The sequence below is a fragment of the Halobellus ordinarius genome (assembly GCF_031823395.1).
In the GTDB taxonomy this organism is placed as follows: Archaea; Halobacteriota; Halobacteria; order Halobacteriales; family Haloferacaceae; genus Haloquadratum; species Haloquadratum ordinarius.
In genome coordinates this window covers 1-23154 of the sequence record NZ_JAVQKJ010000001.1, presented here as the reverse complement: position 1 = coordinate 23154, position 23154 = coordinate 1, and the positions used below count along the sequence as shown (strand labels likewise).

Genomic DNA, 23154 nt, shown 5'->3' with positions numbered 1-23154 from the left:
CTCTCAGGCCGGGGCGCTATCGTCTGTCGAGCGACGGTCGCCGTCGACGAACTGTTCGGCGTTCCCGATCGAAAGAGCGGCATTCGCAAACGCGAGGTTCCGCCGGAGCGTCTTCCACTCACGAACCGTGGCCGCGTCGATCGCTTCCTCCGGGGAACCGGACTCAGAGAGCGTCTGATTCGTCCGGTCGACGGTCAACGCTTCGGGGGAGTCGACACCGAACTCGGACCGGTACTCGTCGAGGCGCTCACGCATCTCCCGAATCCGTGTGACGAGTTCGTCGGTCGAGACGTGTTCGAGGATGTCTGCGGCCTGCTCGACGACCAACGACTCGGACGAGCGGCGGTACAGCGTCCCGCCGTGGTCGCCGGTTGCCGTCTCGAGGAAACCCTCCGCAGCGAGCGTGTTCAGATGCTTTCGAGCCGTTTTCGGAGCGGTCCGTGCATCCTCGGCGACTGCGGCGGCCGAAACAGGGCTGTACGTGTGCGCGATGACGGAGCGGATGCGTTCGTAGGGCGTGGTTTCGGACTCCCAGTCGTCTTCGACCGCCTCGTTGACGTCTTCGAACTCACCCGGTGGGCTTCCGTTGGCCATCCAAATTCAGTAGATTTAGAGGAACATAGTACTTTGGAACACTAGTATACTCCTCTCTTCGGAACCGGGAACGAATATGGACACGGCTCTCCTCGCCGCGGCGCCGATGGAGAAACGACTTTGCCGCCGGAGCCCCCGGGTTCGCGTATGACTCGCTTCGCTTCCCGCTCTCGTCTCTCCGGTTCGGTTCCGATCAGTACGGCTCCGAGCAGCGCCGTTCCGACGGGTGCTTCCCTCTCGCAACCCGTTCGGGGGTGCAACGCGTGAAAGTCGCTGAGGTCGTCCCCGAGTTCGCCGACGCGTTCGGTTTCGAGGAGTTCAACCGGATGCAACGGGAGGCCGCACCGGCGATCCTCGACGGCGACGACAACGTGGTCGCGGCCGCACCGACCGCCAGCGGCAAGACCGCGCTCGCGGAACTCGCCATCTGCCGGACGCTGGCTGACGGCGGCACCGCGCTCTTCATCGCGCCGATGCGCGCGCTCACGAACGAGAAGGAGGCCGAGTGGGAGCGCTTCGAGGACCTGGGCTATTCCGTGTACGTCGTGACCGGCGAGCGCGACCTGAACCCGCGCCGGGCCGAGCGCGCCGACATCCTGGTGATGACGCCGGAGAAGACCGACTCGGCGACGCGGAAACACGACTCCGCGCGCTACTCCTTCGTCGCCGACGTCGACTGCTGTGTCATCGACGAGGTCCACCTGCTGGACTCGGACACCCGCGGCGGCGTCCTGGAAGTGACCGTCTCGCGACTCCGCCGCATCTGCGACCCGCGGATCGTCGCGCTCTCGGCGACGATGCCGAACATCGAGGACGTCGCGGCGTGGCTGGACGCGCCCCCGGAGACGACCTTCGAGTTCGGCGAGGAGTACCGGCCGGTCAAGCTGCACGCGGGCGTGAAGACGTACACCCACGGCGACAACTCCTTCGCCGACAAGTACCGGCGGCTGTATCGTGCGTTGGATCTCGCCGAGGAGCACATCCGCGAGGACGGCCAGGCGCTCGTGTTCGTCTCCTCGCGACAGGACGCGGTGCGCGCCGCGGGGAAGGCCCGAGACGTGATCGCCGAGCGCGACATCCCGATGGGCGCCCGCGGCGACTTCGACTTCCACTCGGAAGCGAAGGACCTCGAGGACGACGACCTGGCGAAGGGCGCCCCCGACGGCGTTGCCTTCCACCACGCCGGCCTCTCGAAGGCCGACCGCGATCGGATCGAGGAGTGGTTCAAGGCCGGCAAGATCCAGCTTCTCTTCTCGACGTCGACGCTGGCGTGGGGCGTGAACCTCCCGGCGCGCTGTGTCGTCATCCGCGACACGAAGTACCACGATCCCCTGGAGGGCGAGGTCGATATGTCGCCGCTCGACATCCTCCAGATGCTCGGCCGCGCGGGCCGGCCCGGCTACGACGACGTCGGCTACGGCTGGGTCGTCTGCGACCGCGCGGACGCCGACAAGTACCGCCGGCTCCTCCGGGAGGGCAAGGAGATCGAGTCGCGGCTGGCCGAGGACCTAGACGCCCATCTCAACGCCGAGATCGCAATGGGGACGATCCGCGACCTCGACGACGTGCTCTCGTGGCTGGAGACGACGTTCTACTACCGGCGGGCACAGTCGAAGCCCGACGAGTACGACTTCGAGAACCTCCGCGAGCGCGTGCGCGAGACGCTCGAATCGCTCGTCGCGCGCGGCTTCGTGGAGATGGGGGAGGATCTGTCGGTCCGCGGCACCGCGCTCGGCCGCCTCGCCTCGAAGTACTATCTCCGGCTCGAAACCGCGGAACGCTTCCGCGACCTCTGTGCGCGCGAGACGATCGCCGCCGCCGGCATCCTGGAGGCCGTCGCGGGCGCCGCGGAGTTTCACTCGGTCTCCGCGCGACAGTCCGAGGCCGACGCCGTCGACGCGGTGCTCTCGGACGTCGCGACCGACCTCGAAGACGGTCCCCGAAAGGTGCTCGCGATCCTCCACGCCGGGATGGAGAACAGCACCCCCGCGGACCTCCGCTCGGACGCGTGGATAATTCGCCAGAACGCGCTGCGCCTGCTCTCTGCGCTCCGGGAGTTCCTCGCCGAGTTCGCCGGGCCGCGGGCGGCCAACCTCGCCCGCCGGGTCGAAGCGCGCGTCGAACACGGGGTCCCCCGCGACGCCGTCGGCCTCACCGCGGTCGACGGGATCGGCCCGACCCGGGCCCGGACGCTCGCGACCGGCGGCCTCCACAGTCCCGCTGCGGTCGTCGACGCCGGCGCCGAGGAACTACAGCGCGCGGGCCTCTCGGCGGGCGTCGCCGAGCGGATCGTCGAGAACGCCCGCTCGTTCCCCGCCATCTCGGTCTCGTGGGGCGACTTTCCGGATGCCATCGCACAGGGTCAAAACGAGATGTGCGAGGTCACCGTCCGCAACGACGGCGGCGGCGCGGCGGTCGGCGTCCGCGTGACCGTCAACGGCGTCGAGATGACGACGAAGGAGGCGTACCTCTCGGACGTGGTGACCGTGCCAGTCGGCGTCTTCGGCGCCGACGCCGACGAACTGGCGTTCGTCGTCGAGGTGACGTTCCCCGACGAGCCGCTGCACCCCGTCGAGGCGACCCGAACGGTCGAGGTAGAATAGTCAGCCCAACAGGATTTCGCGGAGTTCCGCGGGACTTCCGACGACCGCATCGGCGCGGGAGAGGTCCGACTCGGCGTTGTGCGTCGCACGGTAGGCGATCGTAAAGGCCCCGGCGCGGACCGCGGCCTCGACGCCGTTGACCGAGTCCTCGATCACGACACACTCACCGGGATCGAGGCCGAGTTCGGCCGCAGCGTGCTCGTAGACGTCCGGATCCGGCTTCCCGGGGGCGTCGAGGTCTTTGGCGCTCGCGACGACGTCGAGGGGGTCGAGACCGAACCGCTCGCGGACGATATCGATCCACGCTTTGGGTGCCGAGGAGACGATCCCGAGGGAGCGCCCCGCCGCGCGCAGTTCGTCGAACAGTTCTCGGATGCCGTCTGTCAGCGTCACTTCCTCACCGTACAGTGATTCTGCGCGCTCCTCGTAGGCCTCGGCGAACGCTGCTTTCGTCACAGTCGTGCCGTACTCGGCGTCCAGGTAGTCGTAGATCTCGTCGTAGGGCGTCCCCGTGATCTCGTCGTGCTCGGGCGCGCCGTCGGCGACGGCCTCGGCGAACACCCACTCGTCTTCGAAGCGGTCCCAGTAGGTCTCGGAGTCGATCAAGACGCCGTCCATATCGAACAGGACAGCACCGGTGGGTACGTTCATACCTGCCTCTCACACTCGCCGGCAAAGACCTTCGCGGCGAGCAGACCGCGACCACCCCGGACGAGCCGTGGCCGGAGACGGCGAGGTGACAGTTTATGACCGATGACGGGACCACGACGGCCGTATGTCCGAGACGATCCGCGTCTTCGCCGGCGACTGTACGACGACGTTCGAGGGTGCCCGCGCGCGAACCCAGCGGGGTCGCGTCGCGGTCGTGGTCAAGCCCGACCGCACGGTCCTCGTCCACGACGCCGACGGCTACCAGCCCGTGGCGTGGCTGACGCGTCCCGACTCGCTGACCGTCGAGAGCGACGAGGGCGGCTTCGGCCTCGTCGCCCGCGCCGACGAACAGGTGCTCAGAGTCGTGTCCCACGAGACCGCCGGCAGAGCCGAATATCCCGTCACCGAGGCCGGCGTCCCTGTCGGCTCGGACCCAGAGACGGGCGAGCCACTGGTCCGCGCGGGCGGCGACGTCCGCGGCATCGACTCCGACGTCCGCTACTCGCTGCCGGCCGGCGCAGCCGTCCTGGAAGAAACCTGCACCGACTGCGGCCTCCCGAAGATCCGCGCGGAGGCGGGCGCGGCCTTCGAGATCTGCCTCGACCGCTCGTGTGAGTCGCTCGATGACGCCGTCCGGGACCGATTCGACCGCGAGTGGACCTGTCCGGACTGCGGGTCGGATCTCCGGATCATCCGCCGCGGCGGGCGGCTGCTCGCGGGCTGTGACGCCTACCCGGACTGTGAGGCAGCCTTCTCCATCCCCGCGGGCGTCGTCGTCGACACCTGCGACTGCGGGCTGCCGGTCTTCGAGACCGCGCGCGGCCGGCGCTGTCTGGACGGGACTTGCGAGGCGTTCACCGACTGATACTTGTTACTCTCACCCTTTCCCGCCGAGCCCCACCCCCGTTGACGGCGCTCGGCGGGCAGAGGCGAGAGTACTCAGTATGAGGAAGCCCGTCGGCCGCCCCGCCGAATATGTCACGTGAGAGCAAAGATTTAGTTACCGACCTGCACAGGCCGTGGTATGGGTAGGTGGACCTCTATCGGGAGGCGCGGCTTTCTGTCTGCCGCGGTGGGCACGGCGGCAGCCGTCGGCTATGCCGGGACGAGTGGGGCAACGGTCGATCCGGAACTGAAACGGCGTTCGGGACGGGTAAAAGGCGTCGTTCGGCTCGAACCGGGACCCGTCGACGATGCCCGGGACTCACTCTCCCGCGAACGAACGCTGGCGGAACTCAGAAGGCACGCAGATCGAACGCAGAAGCGAATCGTCGACTACGTGGAGGCGACGCCTGGAACCGAGATACGACGACGGTTCTGGGTCGCCAACGCGGTTTTAGTCGCCGTCGACACCGAGGTGGCGTCGTTCGCCGACCTGGCCGCTCTCGACGGCGTCGATCGCGTCCACCGAACGGACTCCGGGGAGGACCGGCAGCGTCCGGAACTCGACGCACCCGGCGCCTCGACCGCACAGACCGGCGGGAACGGGGACGTCAGCTACGGGCTGGAGATGATGAACGTCCCGGACGTCTGGGAGCGGTTCGACACCCACGGCGAGGGAGCGACGGTCGCGATCATCGACACGGGCGTCGATCCCTCTCACCCCGACATCGACCTCGCGGCGTGGGCGGAGTTCGACGCGGAGGGAAAAGAAGTCGACAGCGATCCCCACGACCCCGCCGGGCACGGAACCGGGATGAGCAGTCTCGCGACCGGCGGCAACGCAAGCGGGACGCAGATCGGGGTCGCACCCGAGGCCGAGTTGCTCGTTGCACGGCAGTCCTCGGAGGATTACTTCACCTCCGCGCTGGCGGCGCTTGAGTGGGCCGTCGAGAACGGCGCCGACGCGGTCTCGATGAGCTTCGACGTCGGCCCGCTGAAACACGAGACCATCGAGGCCGTCGCAAACGCGACTGCGGCCGGAACCGTCGTCGTCTCGGCGGGATACGGACCGGACTCGTTCCTGTCGCCGGGCGCGCTGTACTCCGTGCTCAGTGCCGGGGCGATCGACAGCGAGCGGAACCCGTTCAGGGGCGGGAACGGCGGCGAGATCCGGACCGAGCGGTACTGGCGCAGCAGCACCGTTCCCGACGACTGGCCGGATCGGTACACCGTTCCGGAGGTAGTGACCGCGGGTGTCGACGTCCTCGCGGCAGTCCCCGACAACGACGAGTTCGACGGCGGACACACTCGGGAGGACGGGTACAGCAACGGGCCGCCGCACGTCTCGGGGGTCGTCGCGCTCCTGCGCTCGCTGGAGGGGGATCTCCCGCCCGGGGAGATCCAGCAGATCCTCCGGGAGACCGCCGAGCAGCCGGGCGACCCGCACGAGCATCCGGATCCGAACGGCGACTTCGGCCACGGGATCGTCAACGCGGCCGCGGCCGCCGCCGAGGTTCGGGGCCGCGGGCGGGAGGTTTCGGGGGCGGTGACAGATCCCGAGGGCAACCCTGTCGTCGGCGCGACCGTTTCGGCGGTGACCGGCGACACCGCCCGGACCGACGAGGGGGGACGATACACGCTGTCGGTCCCCGAGGGCGAGGTGACGATCACCGCCGAGGCGGCGGGATACGAGCCCGTCACGCGGCGTGCCGCGCCCGGTAGCGGCGTCGAAATCGGCTTTCAGTCCGAGCGTCGCCCCGATATCCAGCGGGCGGAGCGGCCGCCGACCCACGTGGCCCCCGGCGACTCGGTCTCTCTCGAATTCGACGTCGAACACGCCGAGTTCGCCACGCTTCACGGACGCGAGTCGTCCCACCTCGTCGATCCCTCGGCAGTGTCCGTGCGGATAAACGGCGATCCCGCAGAGATCGACCAACCGACGGATATCACCGGCGAGACGACACTTCGGATCGAACTCGACATCGACGACGGGGCGCGAGGGCTCATTCCCGCGAGCGTCTCGCTTGCGAACGGCGAGCAGAACACCACTCTCGACCCCGATCCGATTCACGTCCACGAACGGCCGCTGCGGGCCGCCGAGGGCGAAGACCTCCAAGCCGCCGTCGACGTCGCCGCCCCGGAGACGACCGTCGCGCTGGCCGGCGACAGGTGGGAACTCCCGATCGAATCCTTCGAGTCGCCGCTGCCGGAGTCGCGGTTCGGGAATCCGATCTTCGACTCGACACGCGAGGACGAGGCGGGGCTCGTGGTGGGGAAACCGATCACGCTCGCGGCCACCGAGGGACACGAACCGACGCTCGTCGCTCGCGGCGGGTCCGGTGACCGGGCGTTCGGCGTCCGGATCGCCAGTCACTTCGCCACACTCCGGGGAATCGAGGTGGTCGCGGAGGGCGCGACGGGCGCCGTGAGCGTCCTCGACGGCGACGGCGTCCGCCTCCGGAATCTGACGCTCTCCGGAGCCACGAACGGCGTGTCCGCGCAGTTCACGAAGAGCCTCGTGGTGAGGGGGTGTCGGATCGCCGCGAGCGAGACCGGGGTCGCGCTGCGGGACGTCAGCGTCAACGGGCTGGTCCGGGACACCACCGTCCAGGACGCCGACCAGGGGGTGTTCCTCAGCGGGCAGGTCGGCGAACGGCTGTTCGACGTGGACGCGACCGTGACGGGAAACACCTTCGAGGGCGTCGGCACCGACATCGACACCGAAGGGACAGCGACGATCACGGGCGAAAACGGGGAGAAGCGACAGCTCGGCGGGGCGCCACCGGGGGACTCACGGCTCGACCTCCTACTCTACGCCGCGACGGCGGGGGTCATCGGGGCCCTGTTTTACCCCTACGGGCGGCGGCGACTGGGGAACAAACGATGACGATGATAGAGACGAGCGGCCTGACAAAGGAGTACGGGGACGTGACTGCCGTGACGAACGTCGATCTGACGGTCGATCGCGGCGACATTCACGGCTTCGTCGGGCACAACGGCGCGGGCAAGACCACGACGATGCAGATGCTCACGGGGCTGGTCACGCCCACCCGCGGGGAGGCGTACATCGGCGGCGATCCCGTGGGGACGCGTGCAGCGACGAAAAAAATCGGCTACGCGCCGCAGGATCCGGTGTTCTACGAGTCGATGACCGGCCGTGACTACCTCACCTATATGGGCAAGCTCTCGGCGGTCGAGGGGTCGGCGCGGGAGCGGGCCGACGAACTCCTAGAGCGGCTGGACCTCACGGAGGCAGCCGACCAGGCCGTCGAGGGATACAGCGGCGGGATGCTCCGTCGGCTGGCGGTCGGGCAGGCGATGCTCGGCGACCCCGAGTTACTGATCCTCGACGAGCCGACGGCGGCGCTGGATCCCGAGGGGCGGGCGATGATCATCGACGCGCTCGAAACCCTGACTGACGACGGGACGACAATCTTCGTGAGCAGCCACGTGCTCACCGAACTGGAGCAGTTCATCGACACCGTCACGTTCCTCAAAGAGGGGGAGGTGGTGACCTCGGGACCGCTCGCCGAGGTGCTCTCGTCGACGGCGGCCGAACGGTACATCGTCGACGCCTCGGACAACGACAGCCTGGCCGACCTGCTTGCGGATCAGGAATCGGTTTCCAGTGTCGACCGCAACGACGACGGGGGGCTCGTGGTCACGACCGACGATCCCGAGGCCTTCGCCGTCGCGCTCCCGCGGGTCGTCAGCGACGCGAACCTCGGACTCTACTCGGTGGATCGGGAGGGTGGCCTCGAGGAGCGGTTCCTCGACATCCTCGACGACGGGGGTGAGGAGTGACGATGTTCCTCGCGATCTACCGGAAGACGCTGGGTGATCTCTCGGAGCCGAAGGCGATCCTCACGTATCTGGTCGTCTTCGCCGCCGTACTGTGGTTCCTGCTGCTGGGGTTCACGAACAACGAGATCCCCGACGCCGTCGCGGACCTCCCGCTGGCCGAGCAGGAACTGGAACTACTCGCGGCCTACGTTCCCCTGGCGTGGTTGTGGGGCGTCGGCATCGGGCTGCTCGCCGCCGGGTCGCTGTTCGTCGCGCTCACCCTCGCGACGGAAGCCGACCGTGGCACCCTCGATCTGCTCTTGAGCAAGCCCGTCCGCCGCTGGGAGGTACTTCTCGCTACCTTCTTCGCGAACGTCTCCTTCCTGTTTGCCGTCGGAGTCGCCAGCCTGCTCCTCGTGGCCGTCTTCCTCTATCAGATGGGCGGGTTCAGCGCCGCGGCGCTCGGCGAGGGCGTGTTCGCGGTCCTCCCAGCGACGCTCCTGTATCTGCTCGTCGTCTGTGCGCTCGTCAACGCCGTGGGGATGGCGGCCAGCGTCGCCACGCGAAACCGGCTCCAGACTGCCGCCGTGACCGCCGTCGTCCCCGTGCTGTTTTTCGTTCTGTTCGTCGCCCGCCTCGTCCCCGGGAGCATCTACGAGGACTACTACCTCTACGCCGTCGACGTGAGCTACCACCTCGGCAACGTCTACGCGCTGCTTCTCGGGGCCGTCGGGGGCCCTATCCCGGTCGAACTACAGGCACAGCTCGGATTCTGGGCGGGCGTCTACGAGGTCCCCGGCGGGCAGGGAATCCCCGAGGAGTCGCTCGAACTGGTCGGCTACGTCGATCCCGCCGTCTCGCTTGCCCTCTGTCTGCTCCTGACGGGCGGATTGCTCGCTGCCGCCCTGGTGAAATTCCAGCGGCTCGACGTCTGATACCGGCCTTGCGTCGGCTCGTCTGAGACATCGCAGCCCCTATGTCGCCGCCGCCCGGTTTCACGGGTATGGACGGGACACTGGCCGACGGCGTGGTCCGCGTCGGCGGCGACGCCAGACAGCGGTTTCACGACGCCCGCGGATACGGCCGCCCGCTCGATCGCAACCGCATCGAACTGGCGCCCGTCGAGGCGGCACACCTGCTGTCGCGCGGTGACCTCGACGCCGTCGTCGTGGCGGACGATGGCGAGAGCGAGGACGGCCAGGACGACGCCGGGGACGCCGAGAGCGACACCGCGGCCGACGCTGAAGACCGGCCGCGCCTCGATTTCCGAGCGTTCCTCGACCGAACCGGTGACCCACTCCGGTTTGCGGTCTACAAGGACCTCCGCGACCGCGGGTTCTACCTCTCGCCGGCGCGGGTCGAGTGGCCCGGCGTCGGCGGGGCGGCCGTGCCGGAGACGAACCCGGACGAGGCGACCGCGAAGGCGGCCGGAGGCCTCGATTTCGTCGTCTATCCGCGAGGCAAGGGACCGTGGGACGACGAGGTCGCCTACCGGGTCCGGGTCGTCGGCGAGCGGGCCGCCGTCCCCGCGGCCTCGCTAGGCGATATCGTCCTCGCGGTCGTCGACGAGGACGGGGAACTGACGTACTTCGAGGCCGACACCGCCCCGGAGATCGGCGGCGCGGACCGCGGCGGCGGGGACCACGACGGCACCGAGGGCGACAACGACGCCGCCGAGGGAGATGGCAGGGACTCCGACACCCCGCTCCCAGCCGACGTCGATGCGGACCTGCTGGAGGATCGCGTGGTCTGCTACGAGGCGGCCGACGCCCTCTACGAGCGGCGGTTCTACGGCCAGCGGCTGTTCGGGCGCAACGCCGACTCGGGGCCGCTCCAGTTGTCGCTCGTCGAGGGCGCGTACCTCGCCCACCGGGGCGTCGTCGGCGTCGACCCCGCGGCGGTCGTCGAGCGCGGCCGCGACGTCGAGGGCGACCGGTTCGACAGACGGCTCCGGGTCTACGCCGCCCTGCGGGACCGCGGCGTCGTGCCGAAGAGCGGCTTCAAGTTCGGCGCCGACTTCCGGGTGTACACCGACTTCACCGACGTCGACTCGCTCAGTCACTCGACGGACCTCGTGCGGGTCCTCGACCCCGGTCAAGACTTCTACCCGCGTGATCTCTCCCTGGACGTTCGGCTCGCGGGCGGGGTCCGGAAGCGAATGGTTTTTGCGCTGGCCGCGGCCAACGGCGAGATAGACTGGCTCTCGGTAGCCCGACTCACCCCATGACACGAGACCACGACGAACGCGACCCCGAGCGCGAGAACGCGCAGTCGACGCCCGACGGCGACGTATCGCCCGACTGCGAACGCCCCGTTCCCGACGGCGGCACGGACGGGAGCGACGCCGGCACGAAAAGCAGCACCGACGGCGCGGCCGGCGCCGACGACGTCGCGCTCGACCCGTGGGGCTCTTCGACGGTCGCCGACTACCGGAAGCTCTTCGAGGAGTTCGGCATCGAGGAGTTCGACGATATCCTCCCCGAGGTGCCGAACCCCCACTATCTGATGCGTCGGGGGGTCATCTTCGGCCACCGCGATTACGACCCCGTCGCGGAGGCCCTCAGAGAGGGCGACGACGCGGCCGTCCTCTCGGGCTTTATGCCGACCGGCGACCCCCACATCGGTCACAAACTCGTCTTCGACGAGATCATCTGGCACCAGGAGCAGGGCGCCGACGCCTACGCCCTGATCGCGGACCTGGAGGCCCACGCCGCACGGGGGATGACGTGGACCGAGATCGACGAACACGCCCGCGATTACCTCCTCAGCCTGCTCGCGCTCGGGTTCGACCCCGAGGAGGGCGAACTCTATCGGCAGTCCGACAACAGAGAGCTGCAGGACCTCGCCTTCGAGCTGGGGTCGAAGGCGAACTTCTCGGAGTTCCAGGGCATCTACGGCTTCGACGGCGAGACGCACGTCTCGCACATGCAGTCGGTCGTCACCCAGATGGCCGACATCCTCTACCCCCAATTAGAGGAGCCGAAACCGACCGTCATCCCCGTCGGGCCCGACCAGGACCCGCACGTCCGGTTCGCCCGCGACCTCGCGGCGCGGATGCGCTTCTTCAAGATGACCGAGGCGTACGCGAGCTTCGAACTCACGGACGCTGAACGAGCGCTCGTTGCAGCCGTCTACGAGCAACGCGAGGCCTACGCCGAGGACCCCGACCGGCCGCGCTGTGAGGAGGCCGGCGAATGGCTCGCCGGAGCGGATACAGAAAGGCTCGACGAACTTGGCGTGGTCGTCGCCGACGACGTGCGCGAGTCCGCGGTCGAGAAGCTGGACAACGGCGGGATGGAGCCGCTCCGCCCGCGCGTTCGCTTCCTCGACGCCAACGCCACCGACGAGGCCTTTGAGGCCTTGATCGAGGCGATCGACGGCGAGAAGCGCCGCTACGACGAACACGTCGACGCCTTCGATCTGGACGCCGGGGCGGCCGAGGAACTCGCCCGCGAGGTCGAACTCGACCACGGCGGCTACGGCTTCGTCCCGCCCTCGTCGATCTATCACCGCTTTATGACTGGCCTCACCGGCGGGAAGATGTCCTCGTCGGTCCCGGCCTCCCATATCTCCCTGCTCGACGACCCCGAGGAGGGGTACGAGAAGGTGAAGGCGGCGACGACCGGCGGCCGCGAGACGGCCGAAAAGCAGCGCGAACTCGGTGGCGAGGCCGACGACTGCCCGGTCTACGAGCTGTACGCCTACCTGCTTTCGGGCGACGACGACGAGTTCGCCAAGGAGGTCTACGACGAGTGCGTCGGCGGCGAGCGCCTCTGCGGCGACTGCAAGGAGCAGGCCGCGGAGCTAATGCGTGAGTTCCTCGAAGATCACCAGGAGAAGCGCGCGGAGGTCGAGGACGTACTCGCGGATCTCGACATCTCGCTGGAGTCGCCGCGGCGGGGCGTCGCGCCCGGCGACGGGTGAGGTCCGCTGTCGGGACCGTCTCCACCGCCTACTCGATCGTCAGTTCGCCGTCGCTGCCGCCGCCGCTTTCGCCTTCCTTCCACTCGATCTCGAACTCGATGCTGAGTTCGCCGTCGCCGTCGACCGGCCCCTCGCGCTCGGCTTTGACCTCGAACGTCGGTCGTTCGGGGGGATCCATCGTCACCGACTGCTCGCCGGCCGAGAGCGTGATCTCCCCGTCCGCGTCGAGTCTATCGGCGAAGCGGCGCAGATACGACGCGATCGCTTCACGGCTCTGGCTGTTCTCCGATACGAAGAGCACTTCTTCGGGCATACCTCTCCCTTCGCTCCCCAGGGTCATAAGCCCGCCTCCGTTCTCCCTGAACTCTGCCACCCGACCCCACATATTCCGGAACCGTTTAGTCCGACCGTGCTATTCGATCGCATATGCGCCGCGGACCCACTCGGCTGGGATGCAGCGTCGCCATCGAACCGACCGAGAGCGACGGGTCCGGGTTCTTTTTCCGGAGCGTGTGAGGTCGGCGGACCTCCCGACCGACGCGTCGCGGCTTCCCGCTGACGCGTCGCGGTCGGGGGCGAAACCGTCCGGATCGATCCGCCGCGGACGCCCGCGCGTCCGCAGTCTTCGGAACTGCTAACTGCCGGCCGGTCGGTAGACGCGATAACGACCGGTTCACAGCCATCGAGATCTCCCCACCACACAGAATGCAACTCCCCGAACCACAGGTCGCGGTGCTCAACGCCGCGAGCGCGACGGACGAAACGCCGATCGACCGCCTCGCCGCGGAGGCGGAGCTGAAACCGGAGACGGCGACGCAGGCCGTCTTCGAGCTCCGCGACGAGGGACTGCTCGACGTCACCGAGTCCGAGACGGTCGAGTACGAACTCACCGAGGAGGGCCGCGAGTACGTCGGCGCGGGCCTCCCCGAGATCCGACTGTACCGCGCCGCCATCGACGCCGGCGCCGCCGACGCCCCCGTCGAGATGGGGCGTGTCATCGGCGCGGCCGACCTCGACGGCCCGGAAGTCGACATCGCCCTCGCGAACTTCGGTCGCAAGGGCTACGGCGAAATCGAGACCGGCGAACTCGCTGCCGATCCTGACGCCGACGCCGACAACGATCCCGAGGCGGCCGCCCTCGCCACACTCGTCGAGGCCAACGACGCCGCCGCCGGGGACGACTCGTCCGCCGACGGCGACGCTGCGGACGGCTCGTCTGCCGACGCCGACGACGAAGGCGGCTCGTCCGCCGACGCCGGTGGAACTGGCTCGCTCGCCGACGTCGACGACGCGGTCCTCGACCAACTCGTCTCCCGGAACCTCCTGGAGCGCCACGAGCGGACCGTCCGATCGGTCACGCTCTCCGACGCGGGCGTCACGGCGCTGATGGAGGGCGTCGAGACTGCCGAGACGGTCGACCGGCTCACGCCCGAACTGCTCACCTCCGGCGAGTGGGAAGACGTCGAGTTCACCGAGTACAACGTCGAGGCCGACGCGCCGGAGGTCCGGAGCGGCAAGACGCACGTCCTGCGACAGACCGCAGAGCGCGTGAAGGACGTCCTCGTCGGGATGGGCTTCCAGGAGATGGAGGGCCCCCACGCCGACGCGGACTTCTGGATCAACGACTGCCTGTTTATGCCGCAGGACCACCCGGCCCGGACCCACTGGGACCGCTTCGCGCTCGACGTCCCGCCGATCGAGGACCTCCCCGAGGACCTCGTCGACCGCGTCGAGAGCGCCCACCGCGAGGGCGTCGGCGACGACGGCGACGGCTACCACTCGCCGTGGTCCGAGGACTTCGCGCGGGCGATCGCGCTCCGTGGCCACACTACGTCGCTGTCGATGCGGTATCTCTCCGGAACCGAAGTCGGCGAACTCGAACCCCCGCAGCGGTACTTCTCCGTCGAGAAGGTGTACCGCAACGACACCCTGGATGCGACCCACCTGCTGGAGTTCTTCCAGATCGAGGGGTGGGTGATGGCGGAGAACCTCTCGGTCCGAGACCTGATGGGGACGTTCGTGGAGTTCTACGAGCAGTTCGGCATCACCGACGTGCAGTTCAAGCCGCACTACAACCCCTACACGGAGCCCTCGTTCGAGCTGTTCGGCCGGCATCCCACGACCGGCGAACTCATCGAGATCGGCAACTCGGGGATGTTCCGCGACGAGGTGCTCGAACCGCTCGGCGTCGAACACGACGTGATGGCGTGGGGACTCGCCTTAGAACGCCTCGCGATGCTCACCACCGGCGCCGAGGACATCCGCGACCTGCACGGGACGCTTGCGGACCTTGAGTTCCTCCGCGGCGCGGAGGTGACCTACTGATGCCTGTCGTCGACATCGATCCCGACGAACTTCGGGACCTGACCGGCCACGAGGAGAAGGACGACGAGGAACTGAAATCCGACCTGTTCGGCCTCGGCCTCGAATTCGAGGGTGAGACCGAGGAGGGCCTGCTGCAGTTCGAGTTCGGCCCCGACCGCCTGGACCGGCTCTCCGTCGAGGGCGTCGCGCGCTCGCTGCGGTACCACTACGGCGACGACCGCGGCGTGGCCGTCCCCGAGACGAACGACCCGGACTTCACGTTCGTCGTCGACGAGGACGTGCCCGACGAGCGGCCGTACGTCACGGGCGCGATCATCCGCGGCGTCGACCTCGACGAGTCCGCCCTGGATTCACTGATCCAACTGCAGGAGAAGCTCCACGCCACGATGGGCCGCAAGCGCGCGAAGGGCGCGATCGGGATCCACGACCTCGTGGCGATCAAAGGCGATACCTTAGCCGAGGACAGCGGCGGCAACTCGATCACCTACACGGGGATCGATCCCGATGGCGACACCTTCGTCCCGCTCGACAGCGACCGCGAACTGACGCCCGCTGAGGTGCTCGAAGAGCACTCGACCGGCCGGACGTACGCGGACCTGGTGGCCGACTACGATCGCTACCCGGCGATCTACGACGAACTCGGACTGTTCTCGTTCCCGCCGGTGATCAACGGCCGCCGGACCGAGGTCTCGACGGACTCGCGGGAACTCCTTGTCGAACTCACCGGCACCGACCAGTGGACGATCGACCGGATGTGCAACATCATCTGCTATGCGCTGGCGGCACGCGGCGCGACCATCGAGGCGGTCGAGGTCGAATATGCGGGCGGTGGAGACAGCGGGACGGCCGACGGTAGAGACAGCGGGACGGCCGACGGTAGAGACAGCGGGACGGCCGACGGTAGAGACAGCGGGACGGCCGACGGTAGAGACAGCGGGACGGCCGACGGTAGAGACAGCGGGACGGCCGGCGGTGGAGACGGCGAGTCAGCCGGGGGTGGCGACAGTGAGGCCTCCGGCGACGGCCGCACGCTCCGGCGCCCGGACTTCGAGGTCGAGACCAAATCCGCCTCTCACGACCGCATCGAGACGATGCTCGGCGTCGACTTCGAGGAGCGGGAGGTGATCGACCTCTTCGAGCGCTCCGGCCTCGAGGCGGTCGTCGCGGACGACGAGGAGAGCGATACTGAGAGTGCCGAAGAACGCGACGCGGACACCGTCTACGAGGTGTCGATCCCGCCGTACCGCACCGACGTGCTTCACCCGCTGGATCTGATCGACGACGTCGGCCGCGCGTACGGCTTCGGCGACCTCGAACCGCGGTACCCCGACGTCGGGACTGTCGGCGGCCGCCACGAGCGCTCCCGACTCGAATCGGCCACGCGGAGCGCGCTGACCGGTCTCGGCTTCGAGGACCTGCTGAACTTCCATATGACCAGCGAGGCGGAGGCGTACGACCGGATGCACGTCGAACCCGGCGGCGACTCCCTCGGCGGCGGCGACCCCGTCGAGATCACCGAACCGTACAGCGAGGACTACACCATCCTCCGTCAGTGGGCGCTGCCCTCGCTGGTGATGGTCTTGGAGAACAACACCCACCGCGCGTATCCGCAGGACCTCGCGGAGGTCGGCCTCGTGGCCGAGCGCGACGACGACGTCAACACCCGCGTCCGGGAGCGGCGCCACGTCGCGGGCGTGCTGGCACGTCACGACGCCACCTACGAGGACGCGAAGGCCCGCCTGCAGGCGCTCTGCCGGGACTTCGGCGTCGATCTCGCGACCCCGCCGACAGAGCATCCGTCCTTCATCGACGGCCGTACCGCCGCCGTCGAGATCGACGACGAGACGGTCGGGGTCGTCGGCGAACTCCACCCGCAGGTGCTCGTCGAACACGACCTCGAACTGCCGGTCGCCGCCTTCGAGTTCGGACTCGACGCGCTTGGGGGCGAGTAGGGACCGCTACAGGACGACCGTCTCGATCTCGTCGAGAATGGCGAAATCTGGATCGCCCGAGTAGAGGGCGTCGCAGTCGTCGTGGACCACGGCAGTTGCGAGATGGATCGCGTCCGCGTAGGATAGTTCGCGTTCTCCCCTGTCGTAGTGTTCGTATCGGAGTTCGGCGGCGTATTCCGCGATCTCGTCGATCACGGGGACGCTGTCGATGTGTTCGTAGTCGTGGATCGCGCCGAGCGCCTCATCGGCCATCTCGTCGTTCTCGACGACGCGAAGTCGGTAGGAGACCTCCGCGAGCACCGTCGGTGTGATGATGCCGCCCGCTTCGGAGGTATTCGCTCGCTGGATGACAGCTTCGGCCTCGTCCTCGTTCTCGCCGCTGAAGAGGTACTCCAGCCATATCCACGAGTCCAGAAAGATCACACCTCGTCCCCGTCGTAGTGGGACTCCCACTCGGCCTTCGACTCGCGGCGCATCGTCTCGATGTCGACGTCGCGATCCGCCAGTTGCTCTTTGACCGCGCGGAGACGGTCCATCGCGGGCTCTTTCTGCCGGACGCGGATCGTCTCGTCCTCTTCGAGGATGAACTCGACTTCCGTCCCCGCGTCGAGTCCGAGCCGATCGCGGATCCGTTTCGGAATCGTCACCTGCCCTTTGCTCGTGACTGTCGCGTCTTCTGAGACGGCCATATTCTTACTGCAAAGTTATCTTCCTTACTATTAAAAACTAATCTTACTTCAGCTCCGGCCTGCAGCGACCGTCCCCTCCCGTTGCCGAGTTGCCCCCGGCGCGCCTCAAGACGAGTAATCGAGTAACTTAACACGCCACCCGCCGGTATTTTCTCCCGAGAATGCCGAGCGGAGAATACGACCCGGAGACCGTCGAGGCGAAGTGGCAGGACCGGTGGGTCGAGGAGAACCTCTACGCCTACGAGGGCGACGTAGCGGACCCCGACACCGCCTTCTCGATCGACTCGCCGCCGCCGACGGTATCCGGGAGTCTGCACTGGGGCCACGTCTACGGCTTCACGCTGCAGGATTTCGTCGCTCGGTTCAACCGAATGTGCGGGAAAGACGTCTTCTTCCCGTTCGGCTACGACGACAACGGCATCGCCTCCGAGCGACTCGCGGAGGAAGAACTCGACGTGCGCCACCAGGACTACGAGCGCCGGGAGTTCCAGCGGATGACACAGGAGGTCTGTGCGGAGTACGAGGCGGAGTTCACCGAGAAGATGCAGAGCCTCGGTATCTCGATCGACTGGAACCAGACGTACCAGACGATCTCTCCGCGGGTCAAGCGGATCTCGCAACTGTCTTTCCTCGACCTCCACGAGCAGGGTCGGGAGTACCGACAGCGCGCGCCGGCGATCTGGTGTCCGGAGTGTGAGACGGCCATCTCGCAGGTCGAAACCGAGGACGACGAACAGTCGAGTCACTTCCACGACATCGCCTTCGAGATCGTCGAGACCGGCGGCGACGTCCCCGACGGCGCGAATGCGGAGACGTTCACCATCTCGACGACGCGCCCGGAACTGCTGCCGGCGTGTGTCGCGGTCTTCGTCCACCCCGACGACGACGAAAACGAGTATCTCGTCGGCGGCGAGGCGGAGATCCCACTCTTCGGGCAGACGGTGCCGATCCTCGAAGACGAGCGGGTCGATATGGAGACCGGATCGGGCGTCGTGATGTGCTGTACCTTCGGCGATCAGACCGACATCGAGTGGTACCAGGCACACGATCTGGACCTCCGGATCGCCATCGACGAGTCGGGGACGCTGACCGACGTCGCCGGCGAGTACGAGGGCCTCTCTTCCGACGAGGCCCGCGAGGCGATCGTCGAGGATCTCGACGACGAGGGCGCACTCTTGGATCGCTGGGGGATCACCCACACGGTGAACGTCCACGAGCGCTGCGGCACGGGCGTCGAGTTCCTCGTCAAAGAGCAGTGGTACGTCGAACTGCTCGACAAGACCGACGAGTACCTCGCGGCCGGCCGGGAGATGGACTGGTACCCCGAGAAGATGTTCACGCGGTACAGAAACTGGATCGAGGGGCTCCAGTGGGACTGGGCGATCTCTCGACAGCGCTCCTCGGGGATCCCGTTCCCGGTGTGGTACTGCGCCGACTGCGACGCCGTGGTCCTCGCGGAGAAGGCGGATCTGCCGGTCGACCCGCTGAGCGACGACCCGCCGGTCGACGCCTGTCCCGAGTGCGGACACGACGAGTTCGTTCCCGAGAACGACGTCCTCGACACGTGGGCGACCTCCTCGCTCACCCCGCTGATCAACGCGGGCTGGGACTGGGACGACGAGGCGGAGGAGTACACCTTCGAGAACCCGGAACTCTACCAGTTCGACCTCCGGCCGCAGGGCCACGACATCATCTCGTTTTGGCTCTTCCACACCGTCGTGAAGTGCTACGAGCACACCGGCGAGGTGCCGTTCGACACCGTGATGATCAACGGGATGGTCCTCGACGAAAACAGAGAGAAGATGTCGAAGTCGAAGGGCAACATCGTCGCCCCCGACGAGGTCGTCGCGAAGTTCCCCGTCGACGCCGCGCGCTACTGGGCGGCCGGCTCGGCCGTCGGCGACGACCTCCCCTACTCGGAGAAGGGCCTGCGGGCGGGCGAGAAGCTCCTCCGGAAGCTCTGGAACGCCTCGAAACTCGTCGAGAGCCTCACCGAAGACGCGCCGGATCCCGACTCGGTCGATCACGACGACCTGCGGGAACTCGACCGCTGGCTGCTTGCCTCGCTGGATCAGGAGATCGAGCGGCTGACCGACCGATTCGAGAACCGGGAGTTCTCGAAGGCCCGGGACGGCCTCCGGGGCTTCTTCTGGCACACGTTCTGTGACGACTACCTGGAGGTCGCAAAGCAGCGCGTCCGCGACGGCGGCGACGAGGCCGCGGCGTACACACTCTCTGTCGCCCACCGGCGGTTCCTCAAACTCTTCTCGCCGATCCTCGCACACGCGACGGAGGAACTGTGGCACGATATGTACGACGCCGAGACGAGCGTTCACCGGAGCGGCTGGCCGGAACCGCTCGGGATCGACGCCGACGTCGAGGCCGGCGAGACGGCGATGGCCGTCGTCGGCGCCCTCCGGAAGTACAAAAGCGACGCGAAGCTGTCGATGAACGCCGGACTCGACCGCGTCGAGGTCTGGGGCGATATCTCCGGCTTCGAGGCGGACATCTCCGGCGTGATGCACGTCGACGAACTGGCGATTCTCGAGGAGCGCCCCGCAGTCGAGTCGGTCGTGACCGGCGTCGACCTCGATTACTCGCTCGTCGGCCCGGAGTACGGCAGCCAGGTCGCCGACATCGACGACGGGATCGAGGCCGGCGACTACGAGGTCGTCGACGGCGAACTCGAGGTCGCGGGCGTCGCACTCGACCCCGAGATGTTCGAGATCCAGAAGGAACGGCAGTATCTGGGCGACGGCGAGATGATCGAGGCCGACGACGCGATCGTCATCGTCCACCACGAGCGCGAGACGTAGCGCCAGGCCGTTTTGTCGCGAATCACAGCCGCACCGACCGCTTTTTTTTACGACCTACAGATCCGCGCCGACGGCGTCTTCGACGCTCGCGAAGCCGTCTCGCTCTAAGAGTTCGAGCAGTCCCTCGTTGATGTCGCGGGCGAGCGTCGGCCCCTCGTAGACCAGCCCGGTGTACAGCTGGACCAGGCTCGCCCCCGCACGGATCTTCGCGTACGCGCCCGCGGCGTCGGCGACGCCGCCGACGCCCACGACAGGGACGTCGGTCCGCTCGGCGACGAAGCGGACGGCCTCGGTCGCGCGCGCTTCGATCGGTGCGCCGGAGAGGCCACCCTTCTCCGCGCGTTTCGGACTCTGGAGGCCGTCTGGGCGATCTGTCGTCGTGTTCGTGGCGATGACGCCGTCGAGGTCGAAGTCGTCGACGACCGCGAGCGCGTCCTCGATTGCGGGCTCGGGGAGATCCGGGGAGAGCTTCACGAGCAGCGGCGACGCCCCGGCCTCGACGAGTGCGCCGACGATCGCCTCCAGGGAGTCGCGGTTCTGGAGTTCCCGCATCCCCTCGCTGTTCGGGCAGGAGACGTTGACTGCCAGGTAGTCGGCGGCGTCGGCGACCTGCTCGTAGGTGTAGCGGTAATCCTCGGGGGCGTCGTCGGGGTCGGTCGCCTCAGAGAGCGCGACGTTGACGCCGACCGGGATTCCGGGATCGGGGCTCGTCCGGAGGCGCTCGCCGACCGCGTCGGCGCCCTCGTTGTTGAGGCCCATCCGGTTGATCAGGGCCCGATCCGCGCGGAGACGGAACATTCGCGGGCGCGGGTTGCCTGGCTGGGCGCGTGCGGTGACGCCGCCGACCTCGACGTGGCCGAAGCCGAGCGCGCCGAGGACCGAGGGAAGTTCGGCGTTCTTGTCGAAGCCGGCGGCGACGCCGACGGGGTTCGGGAACGACTGATCGAAGGCGTCGACGTGGAGGCGGTCGTCGTCGACGCGGAGGCGGGTCCGGAGGGCAGACTCGATCGGCGTGTGTTGAACCGTCCGAAGTCCGGTGTGGACCGCCCGGTGGGCCGTCTCCGCGGGCAACGAGAAGAGTGCCGGTCTGAGCGTGCGGTACGCCGCGCGTATCACGGCGTCCTCCGCGGGTCCGTCGATCGATTCGGCGTCGGCCGGTCGGTACCTGGGTTCATCGCCGTTCAGAGGTCGTGATCGACCGTATCAGCATCGGCCTTCTGGATGACGATCTTGCCGTCCCGAACCCGAACGAACACCTCGTCGCCGATCTCCATCCCCGCGACGGCGAGTTCGTCTTCGTGGAGGTTGACGTGAACGTTGTGGTACTCGCCGTCTTCGTCTTTCGCACCACTCGGGCTGAGCTTCTTTTTCCGGACCATCGGAGCTGTCTACCCGTAGCTTCGCCACAGGATATACATAAGTGTTGGTTACGCTTCGCCCCCGATCGACCACGCAGGTCACTCCGTCTCCCAGATGACTGATACTGATTGTACTGTCGGCTGTAACTATTTCAAGATATTTGCGACCCCGAGGTCGCGAAATTCTTCACAGACGTACGGCCGACAGTATACTCTCGTCACTTCCCGCCGAGCGCCACCCCTGTTGACGGCGCTCGTCGGGAAAAGTGAGAGTAATTATTATGATTTCGACCCCGGCGCTGCAGCCTATTTTGCCGATATATTTATGCCATACTATGTGTTTCCTTGACATAGAGGTACACACCTATGGTGCGCGAGGACGGCAAACGGAATTTCGTGATGCTCGAGGACGGGGAGAAAACCAAACAGTTCACCGGGCAGATGCCCCGGCAGGCAGCGTTGAAAGCCGCCCGGCGGCTGGAGGGATACGATTCCTACGAGTCCGAGGAGGACGCAAAGGACGATCCGACCGAGATCAGGCTGCTCGAACGCGGGACTGACCGGGTGCACATCTATCACGCGTGGGCGTGGACGGACACCGCGCCGGACGACAAGCCCGGATGGATGCAGGAAAACGAGGTCTCGGCGGTCACACGCGGGAACGTGTCCAAACAGGGAATCGAACACCTCGACGACTGATAATGATTACTCTCACTTTTTATCGCTGAGCGCCGCCAACGGGGATGGCGCTCGGCGGGAAGAGACGAGAGTAATCAGTATGAGGGTTCTCCCTCCGGCTACGCTGTGAGTGACGCGCCAGGCCGCATCTGCGCGGCCGTAGTCCCGTCCATCGCCTCTTTTCGCATCCGACACTGCTTTGGGTGTCCCATCTTCACTCTCTCGTGCGCGGTTACTCTCCGGCGTGACCGAACGCGACCTGCGTGGGATGACGCGTCGACCTCCGACCGCGCAACACGGGCCACTCGGTCCACTTTGTTGCTGCCGGGAACGCAAAACCGGACGAATCACTGTCGACTCGAGATCCGTTCCCACGAGCGGTCGCTTCGCCTCGCTCGATCGGTCGGTTTCCCAAACGATCAGCGCCAGCTCCCCCGTGACACGCTCGGGCGTTCGGTGTGAAATCGCATAACGAAGCGGGGCCGGTTCGACGGTCTTTTATGTTACCCCGGCATTCGTTGAGATACGCGGAAGCCCACCCGGGAATACCCGGCTGGGTCCTTCGCCGGGTCGGTCTCGAACCGCCCGTCGTCGTCTCCGGTTCGCCGGGGACGACACGACGGGCTTAAGTGTTCGACTCCGTTCCGGACGAATGCGAACGACACACCGCGACCGGGGACGGTTCGATTCCGCCCCCACTCGGACGCGCCGACTTCGGTCGGCGATCGGGGTCGGACCGGTGCCTTTATGGCTCCGTCCGTCCTACGCTTACGTCCGCAAGAGATGAGGATTCCACCCCTGCGGTCCGCCGTACAGATGGGATCTGATGTTAGCCTTGGTGGTTCGGTGACACCTGTCTGGTGGCACTGAACGACCAACGAACGGACCACGCAATGAAG

At 67.3% G+C, this 23154-nt stretch carries 18 protein-coding genes; 11 read left to right on the top strand and 7 right to left on the bottom strand.

Annotated elements, in window-relative coordinates:
- Positions 1-3 precede the first annotated feature (3 nt).
- Entirely contained in the window at positions 4-594 is a 591-nt protein-coding gene (locus RJT48_RS00090; RefSeq protein ID WP_311170185.1) for a DUF7342 family protein, read from the bottom strand.
- A gap of 263 nt (positions 595-857) precedes the next feature.
- Between RJT48_RS00090 and RJT48_RS00085 the strand changes: the two genes are divergently transcribed.
- On the top strand, positions 858-3197 hold the full coding sequence (locus RJT48_RS00085; RefSeq protein WP_311170184.1) for a DEAD/DEAH box helicase: 2340 nt from the start codon (positions 858-860) through the stop codon (positions 3195-3197).
- On the opposite strand, the gene RJT48_RS00080 is transcribed toward RJT48_RS00085, so the two are convergent.
- On the bottom strand, positions 3198-3848 hold the full coding sequence (locus RJT48_RS00080; RefSeq protein WP_311170183.1) for an HAD family hydrolase: 651 nt from the start codon (positions 3846-3848) through the stop codon (positions 3198-3200). It lies immediately after the preceding gene.
- 124 nt (positions 3849-3972) lie between these two features.
- On the opposite strand from RJT48_RS00080, the gene RJT48_RS00075 reads away from it, so the two are divergent.
- From RJT48_RS00075 to RJT48_RS00050, 6 genes are all read left to right on the top strand, one after another.
- Positions 3973-4713, top strand: coding sequence for an endonuclease NucS domain-containing protein (locus RJT48_RS00075; RefSeq protein WP_311170182.1), 741 nt, complete (start codon positions 3973-3975; stop codon positions 4711-4713).
- 159 nt (positions 4714-4872) lie between these two features.
- Positions 4873-7617, top strand: a complete 2745-nt coding sequence (locus tag RJT48_RS00070) for a S8 family serine peptidase (RefSeq protein ID WP_311170181.1) — start codon at positions 4873-4875, stop codon at positions 7615-7617.
- Positions 7614-8534 carry an ABC transporter ATP-binding protein gene (locus RJT48_RS00065; protein ID WP_311170180.1) on the top strand — a complete coding sequence of 307 codons (921 nt, stop codon included), beginning with the start codon at positions 7614-7616 and terminating at the stop codon, positions 8532-8534. Before RJT48_RS00070 ends, RJT48_RS00065 begins: the two co-directional genes overlap by 4 nt.
- A 2-nt stretch (positions 8535-8536) precedes the next feature.
- Positions 8537-9448 carry an ABC transporter permease gene (locus tag RJT48_RS00060; protein WP_311170179.1) on the top strand — a complete coding sequence of 304 codons (912 nt, stop codon included), beginning with the start codon at positions 8537-8539 and terminating at the stop codon, positions 9446-9448.
- Between the two features lie 68 nt (positions 9449-9516).
- Positions 9517-10740, top strand: a complete 1224-nt coding sequence (endA, locus tag RJT48_RS00055; protein WP_311170178.1) for a tRNA-intron lyase — start codon at positions 9517-9519, stop codon at positions 10738-10740.
- Positions 10737-12437 carry a tryptophan--tRNA ligase gene (locus RJT48_RS00050; RefSeq protein WP_311170177.1) on the top strand — a complete coding sequence of 567 codons (1701 nt, stop codon included), beginning with the start codon at positions 10737-10739 and terminating at the stop codon, positions 12435-12437. Before endA ends, RJT48_RS00050 begins: the two co-directional genes overlap by 4 nt.
- Positions 12438-12465: 28 nt before the next feature.
- Here the strand turns inward: RJT48_RS00050 and RJT48_RS00045 are convergent, their stop codons facing one another.
- On the bottom strand, positions 12466-12750 hold the full coding sequence (locus tag RJT48_RS00045) for an amphi-Trp domain-containing protein (protein ID WP_311170176.1): 285 nt from the start codon (positions 12748-12750) through the stop codon (positions 12466-12468).
- A gap of 392 nt (positions 12751-13142) precedes the next feature.
- On the opposite strand from RJT48_RS00045, the gene pheS reads away from it, so the two are divergent.
- Both pheS and RJT48_RS00035 read left to right on the top strand, forming a co-directional pair.
- A complete protein-coding gene (gene pheS, locus RJT48_RS00040; RefSeq protein ID WP_311170175.1) occupies positions 13143-14762 on the top strand; it encodes a phenylalanine--tRNA ligase subunit alpha in 1620 nt (539 codons plus the stop codon).
- The gene (locus RJT48_RS00035; RefSeq protein ID WP_311170174.1) at positions 14762-16714 is read left to right on the top strand and encodes a phenylalanine--tRNA ligase beta subunit-related protein; all 1953 of its coding nucleotides are present in this window, start codon (positions 14762-14764) and stop codon (positions 16712-16714) included. The genes pheS and RJT48_RS00035 overlap by 1 nt, the downstream gene beginning before the upstream one ends.
- A 6-nt stretch (positions 16715-16720) precedes the next feature.
- Here the strand turns inward: RJT48_RS00035 and RJT48_RS00030 are convergent, their stop codons facing one another.
- Positions 16721-17137: a type II toxin-antitoxin system VapC family toxin gene (locus tag RJT48_RS00030; RefSeq protein WP_311170173.1), complete on the bottom strand. Its 417-nt coding sequence runs from the start codon at positions 17135-17137 to the stop codon at positions 16721-16723.
- Complete coding sequence (locus tag RJT48_RS00025; RefSeq protein ID WP_311170172.1) at positions 17134-17403, bottom strand: AbrB/MazE/SpoVT family DNA-binding domain-containing protein; 270 nt, start codon at positions 17401-17403, stop codon at positions 17134-17136. Before RJT48_RS00025 ends, RJT48_RS00030 begins: the two co-directional genes overlap by 4 nt.
- A gap of 161 nt (positions 17404-17564) precedes the next feature.
- Here RJT48_RS00025 and RJT48_RS00020 point away from each other — a divergent pair, with 161 nt between their 5' ends.
- Complete coding sequence (locus tag RJT48_RS00020; protein WP_311170171.1) at positions 17565-20219, top strand: valine--tRNA ligase; 2655 nt, start codon at positions 17565-17567, stop codon at positions 20217-20219.
- A 54-nt stretch (positions 20220-20273) separates the two neighbouring features.
- On the opposite strand, the gene RJT48_RS00015 is transcribed toward RJT48_RS00020, so the two are convergent.
- Both RJT48_RS00015 and RJT48_RS00010 read right to left on the bottom strand, forming a co-directional pair.
- Complete coding sequence (locus RJT48_RS00015) at positions 20274-21332, bottom strand: quinone-dependent dihydroorotate dehydrogenase (RefSeq protein ID WP_311170222.1); 1059 nt, start codon at positions 21330-21332, stop codon at positions 20274-20276.
- A 68-nt stretch (positions 21333-21400) separates the two neighbouring features.
- Positions 21401-21598: a hypothetical protein gene (locus tag RJT48_RS00010; protein WP_311170170.1), complete on the bottom strand. Its 198-nt coding sequence runs from the start codon at positions 21596-21598 to the stop codon at positions 21401-21403.
- Between the two features lie 345 nt (positions 21599-21943).
- Between RJT48_RS00010 and RJT48_RS00005 the strand changes: the two genes are divergently transcribed.
- Positions 21944-22276 carry a non-histone chromosomal MC1 family protein gene (locus tag RJT48_RS00005; protein WP_311170169.1) on the top strand — a complete coding sequence of 111 codons (333 nt, stop codon included), beginning with the start codon at positions 21944-21946 and terminating at the stop codon, positions 22274-22276.
- Positions 22277-23154: the final 878 nt, after the last annotated feature.

Coding starts and splice junctions, on each gene's coding strand:
- RJT48_RS00090 (WP_311170185.1), bottom strand. CDS start 594: ATGGCCAACGGAAGCCCACCGGGTGAGTTCGAAGACGTCAACGAGGCG.
- RJT48_RS00080 (WP_311170183.1), bottom strand. CDS start 3,848: ATGAACGTACCCACCGGTGCTGTCCTGTTCGATATGGACGGCGTCTTG.
- RJT48_RS00075 (WP_311170182.1), top strand. CDS start 3,973: ATGTCCGAGACGATCCGCGTCTTCGCCGGCGACTGTACGACGACGTTC.
- RJT48_RS00070 (WP_311170181.1), top strand. CDS start 4,873: ATGGGTAGGTGGACCTCTATCGGGAGGCGCGGCTTTCTGTCTGCCGCG.
- RJT48_RS00065 (WP_311170180.1), top strand. CDS start 7,614: ATGACGATGATAGAGACGAGCGGCCTGACAAAGGAGTACGGGGACGTG.
- RJT48_RS00060 (WP_311170179.1), top strand. CDS start 8,537: ATGTTCCTCGCGATCTACCGGAAGACGCTGGGTGATCTCTCGGAGCCG.
- endA (WP_311170178.1), top strand. CDS start 9,517: ATGGACGGGACACTGGCCGACGGCGTGGTCCGCGTCGGCGGCGACGCC.
- RJT48_RS00050 (WP_311170177.1), top strand. CDS start 10,737: ATGACACGAGACCACGACGAACGCGACCCCGAGCGCGAGAACGCGCAG.
- RJT48_RS00045 (WP_311170176.1), bottom strand. CDS start 12,750: ATGCCCGAAGAAGTGCTCTTCGTATCGGAGAACAGCCAGAGCCGTGAA.
- pheS (WP_311170175.1), top strand. CDS start 13,143: ATGCAACTCCCCGAACCACAGGTCGCGGTGCTCAACGCCGCGAGCGCG.
- RJT48_RS00035 (WP_311170174.1), top strand. CDS start 14,762: ATGCCTGTCGTCGACATCGATCCCGACGAACTTCGGGACCTGACCGGC.
- RJT48_RS00025 (WP_311170172.1), bottom strand. CDS start 17,403: ATGGCCGTCTCAGAAGACGCGACAGTCACGAGCAAAGGGCAGGTGACG.
- RJT48_RS00020 (WP_311170171.1), top strand. CDS start 17,565: ATGCCGAGCGGAGAATACGACCCGGAGACCGTCGAGGCGAAGTGGCAG.
- RJT48_RS00010 (WP_311170170.1), bottom strand. CDS start 21,598: ATGGTCCGGAAAAAGAAGCTCAGCCCGAGTGGTGCGAAAGACGAAGAC.
- RJT48_RS00005 (WP_311170169.1), top strand. CDS start 21,944: ATGGTGCGCGAGGACGGCAAACGGAATTTCGTGATGCTCGAGGACGGG.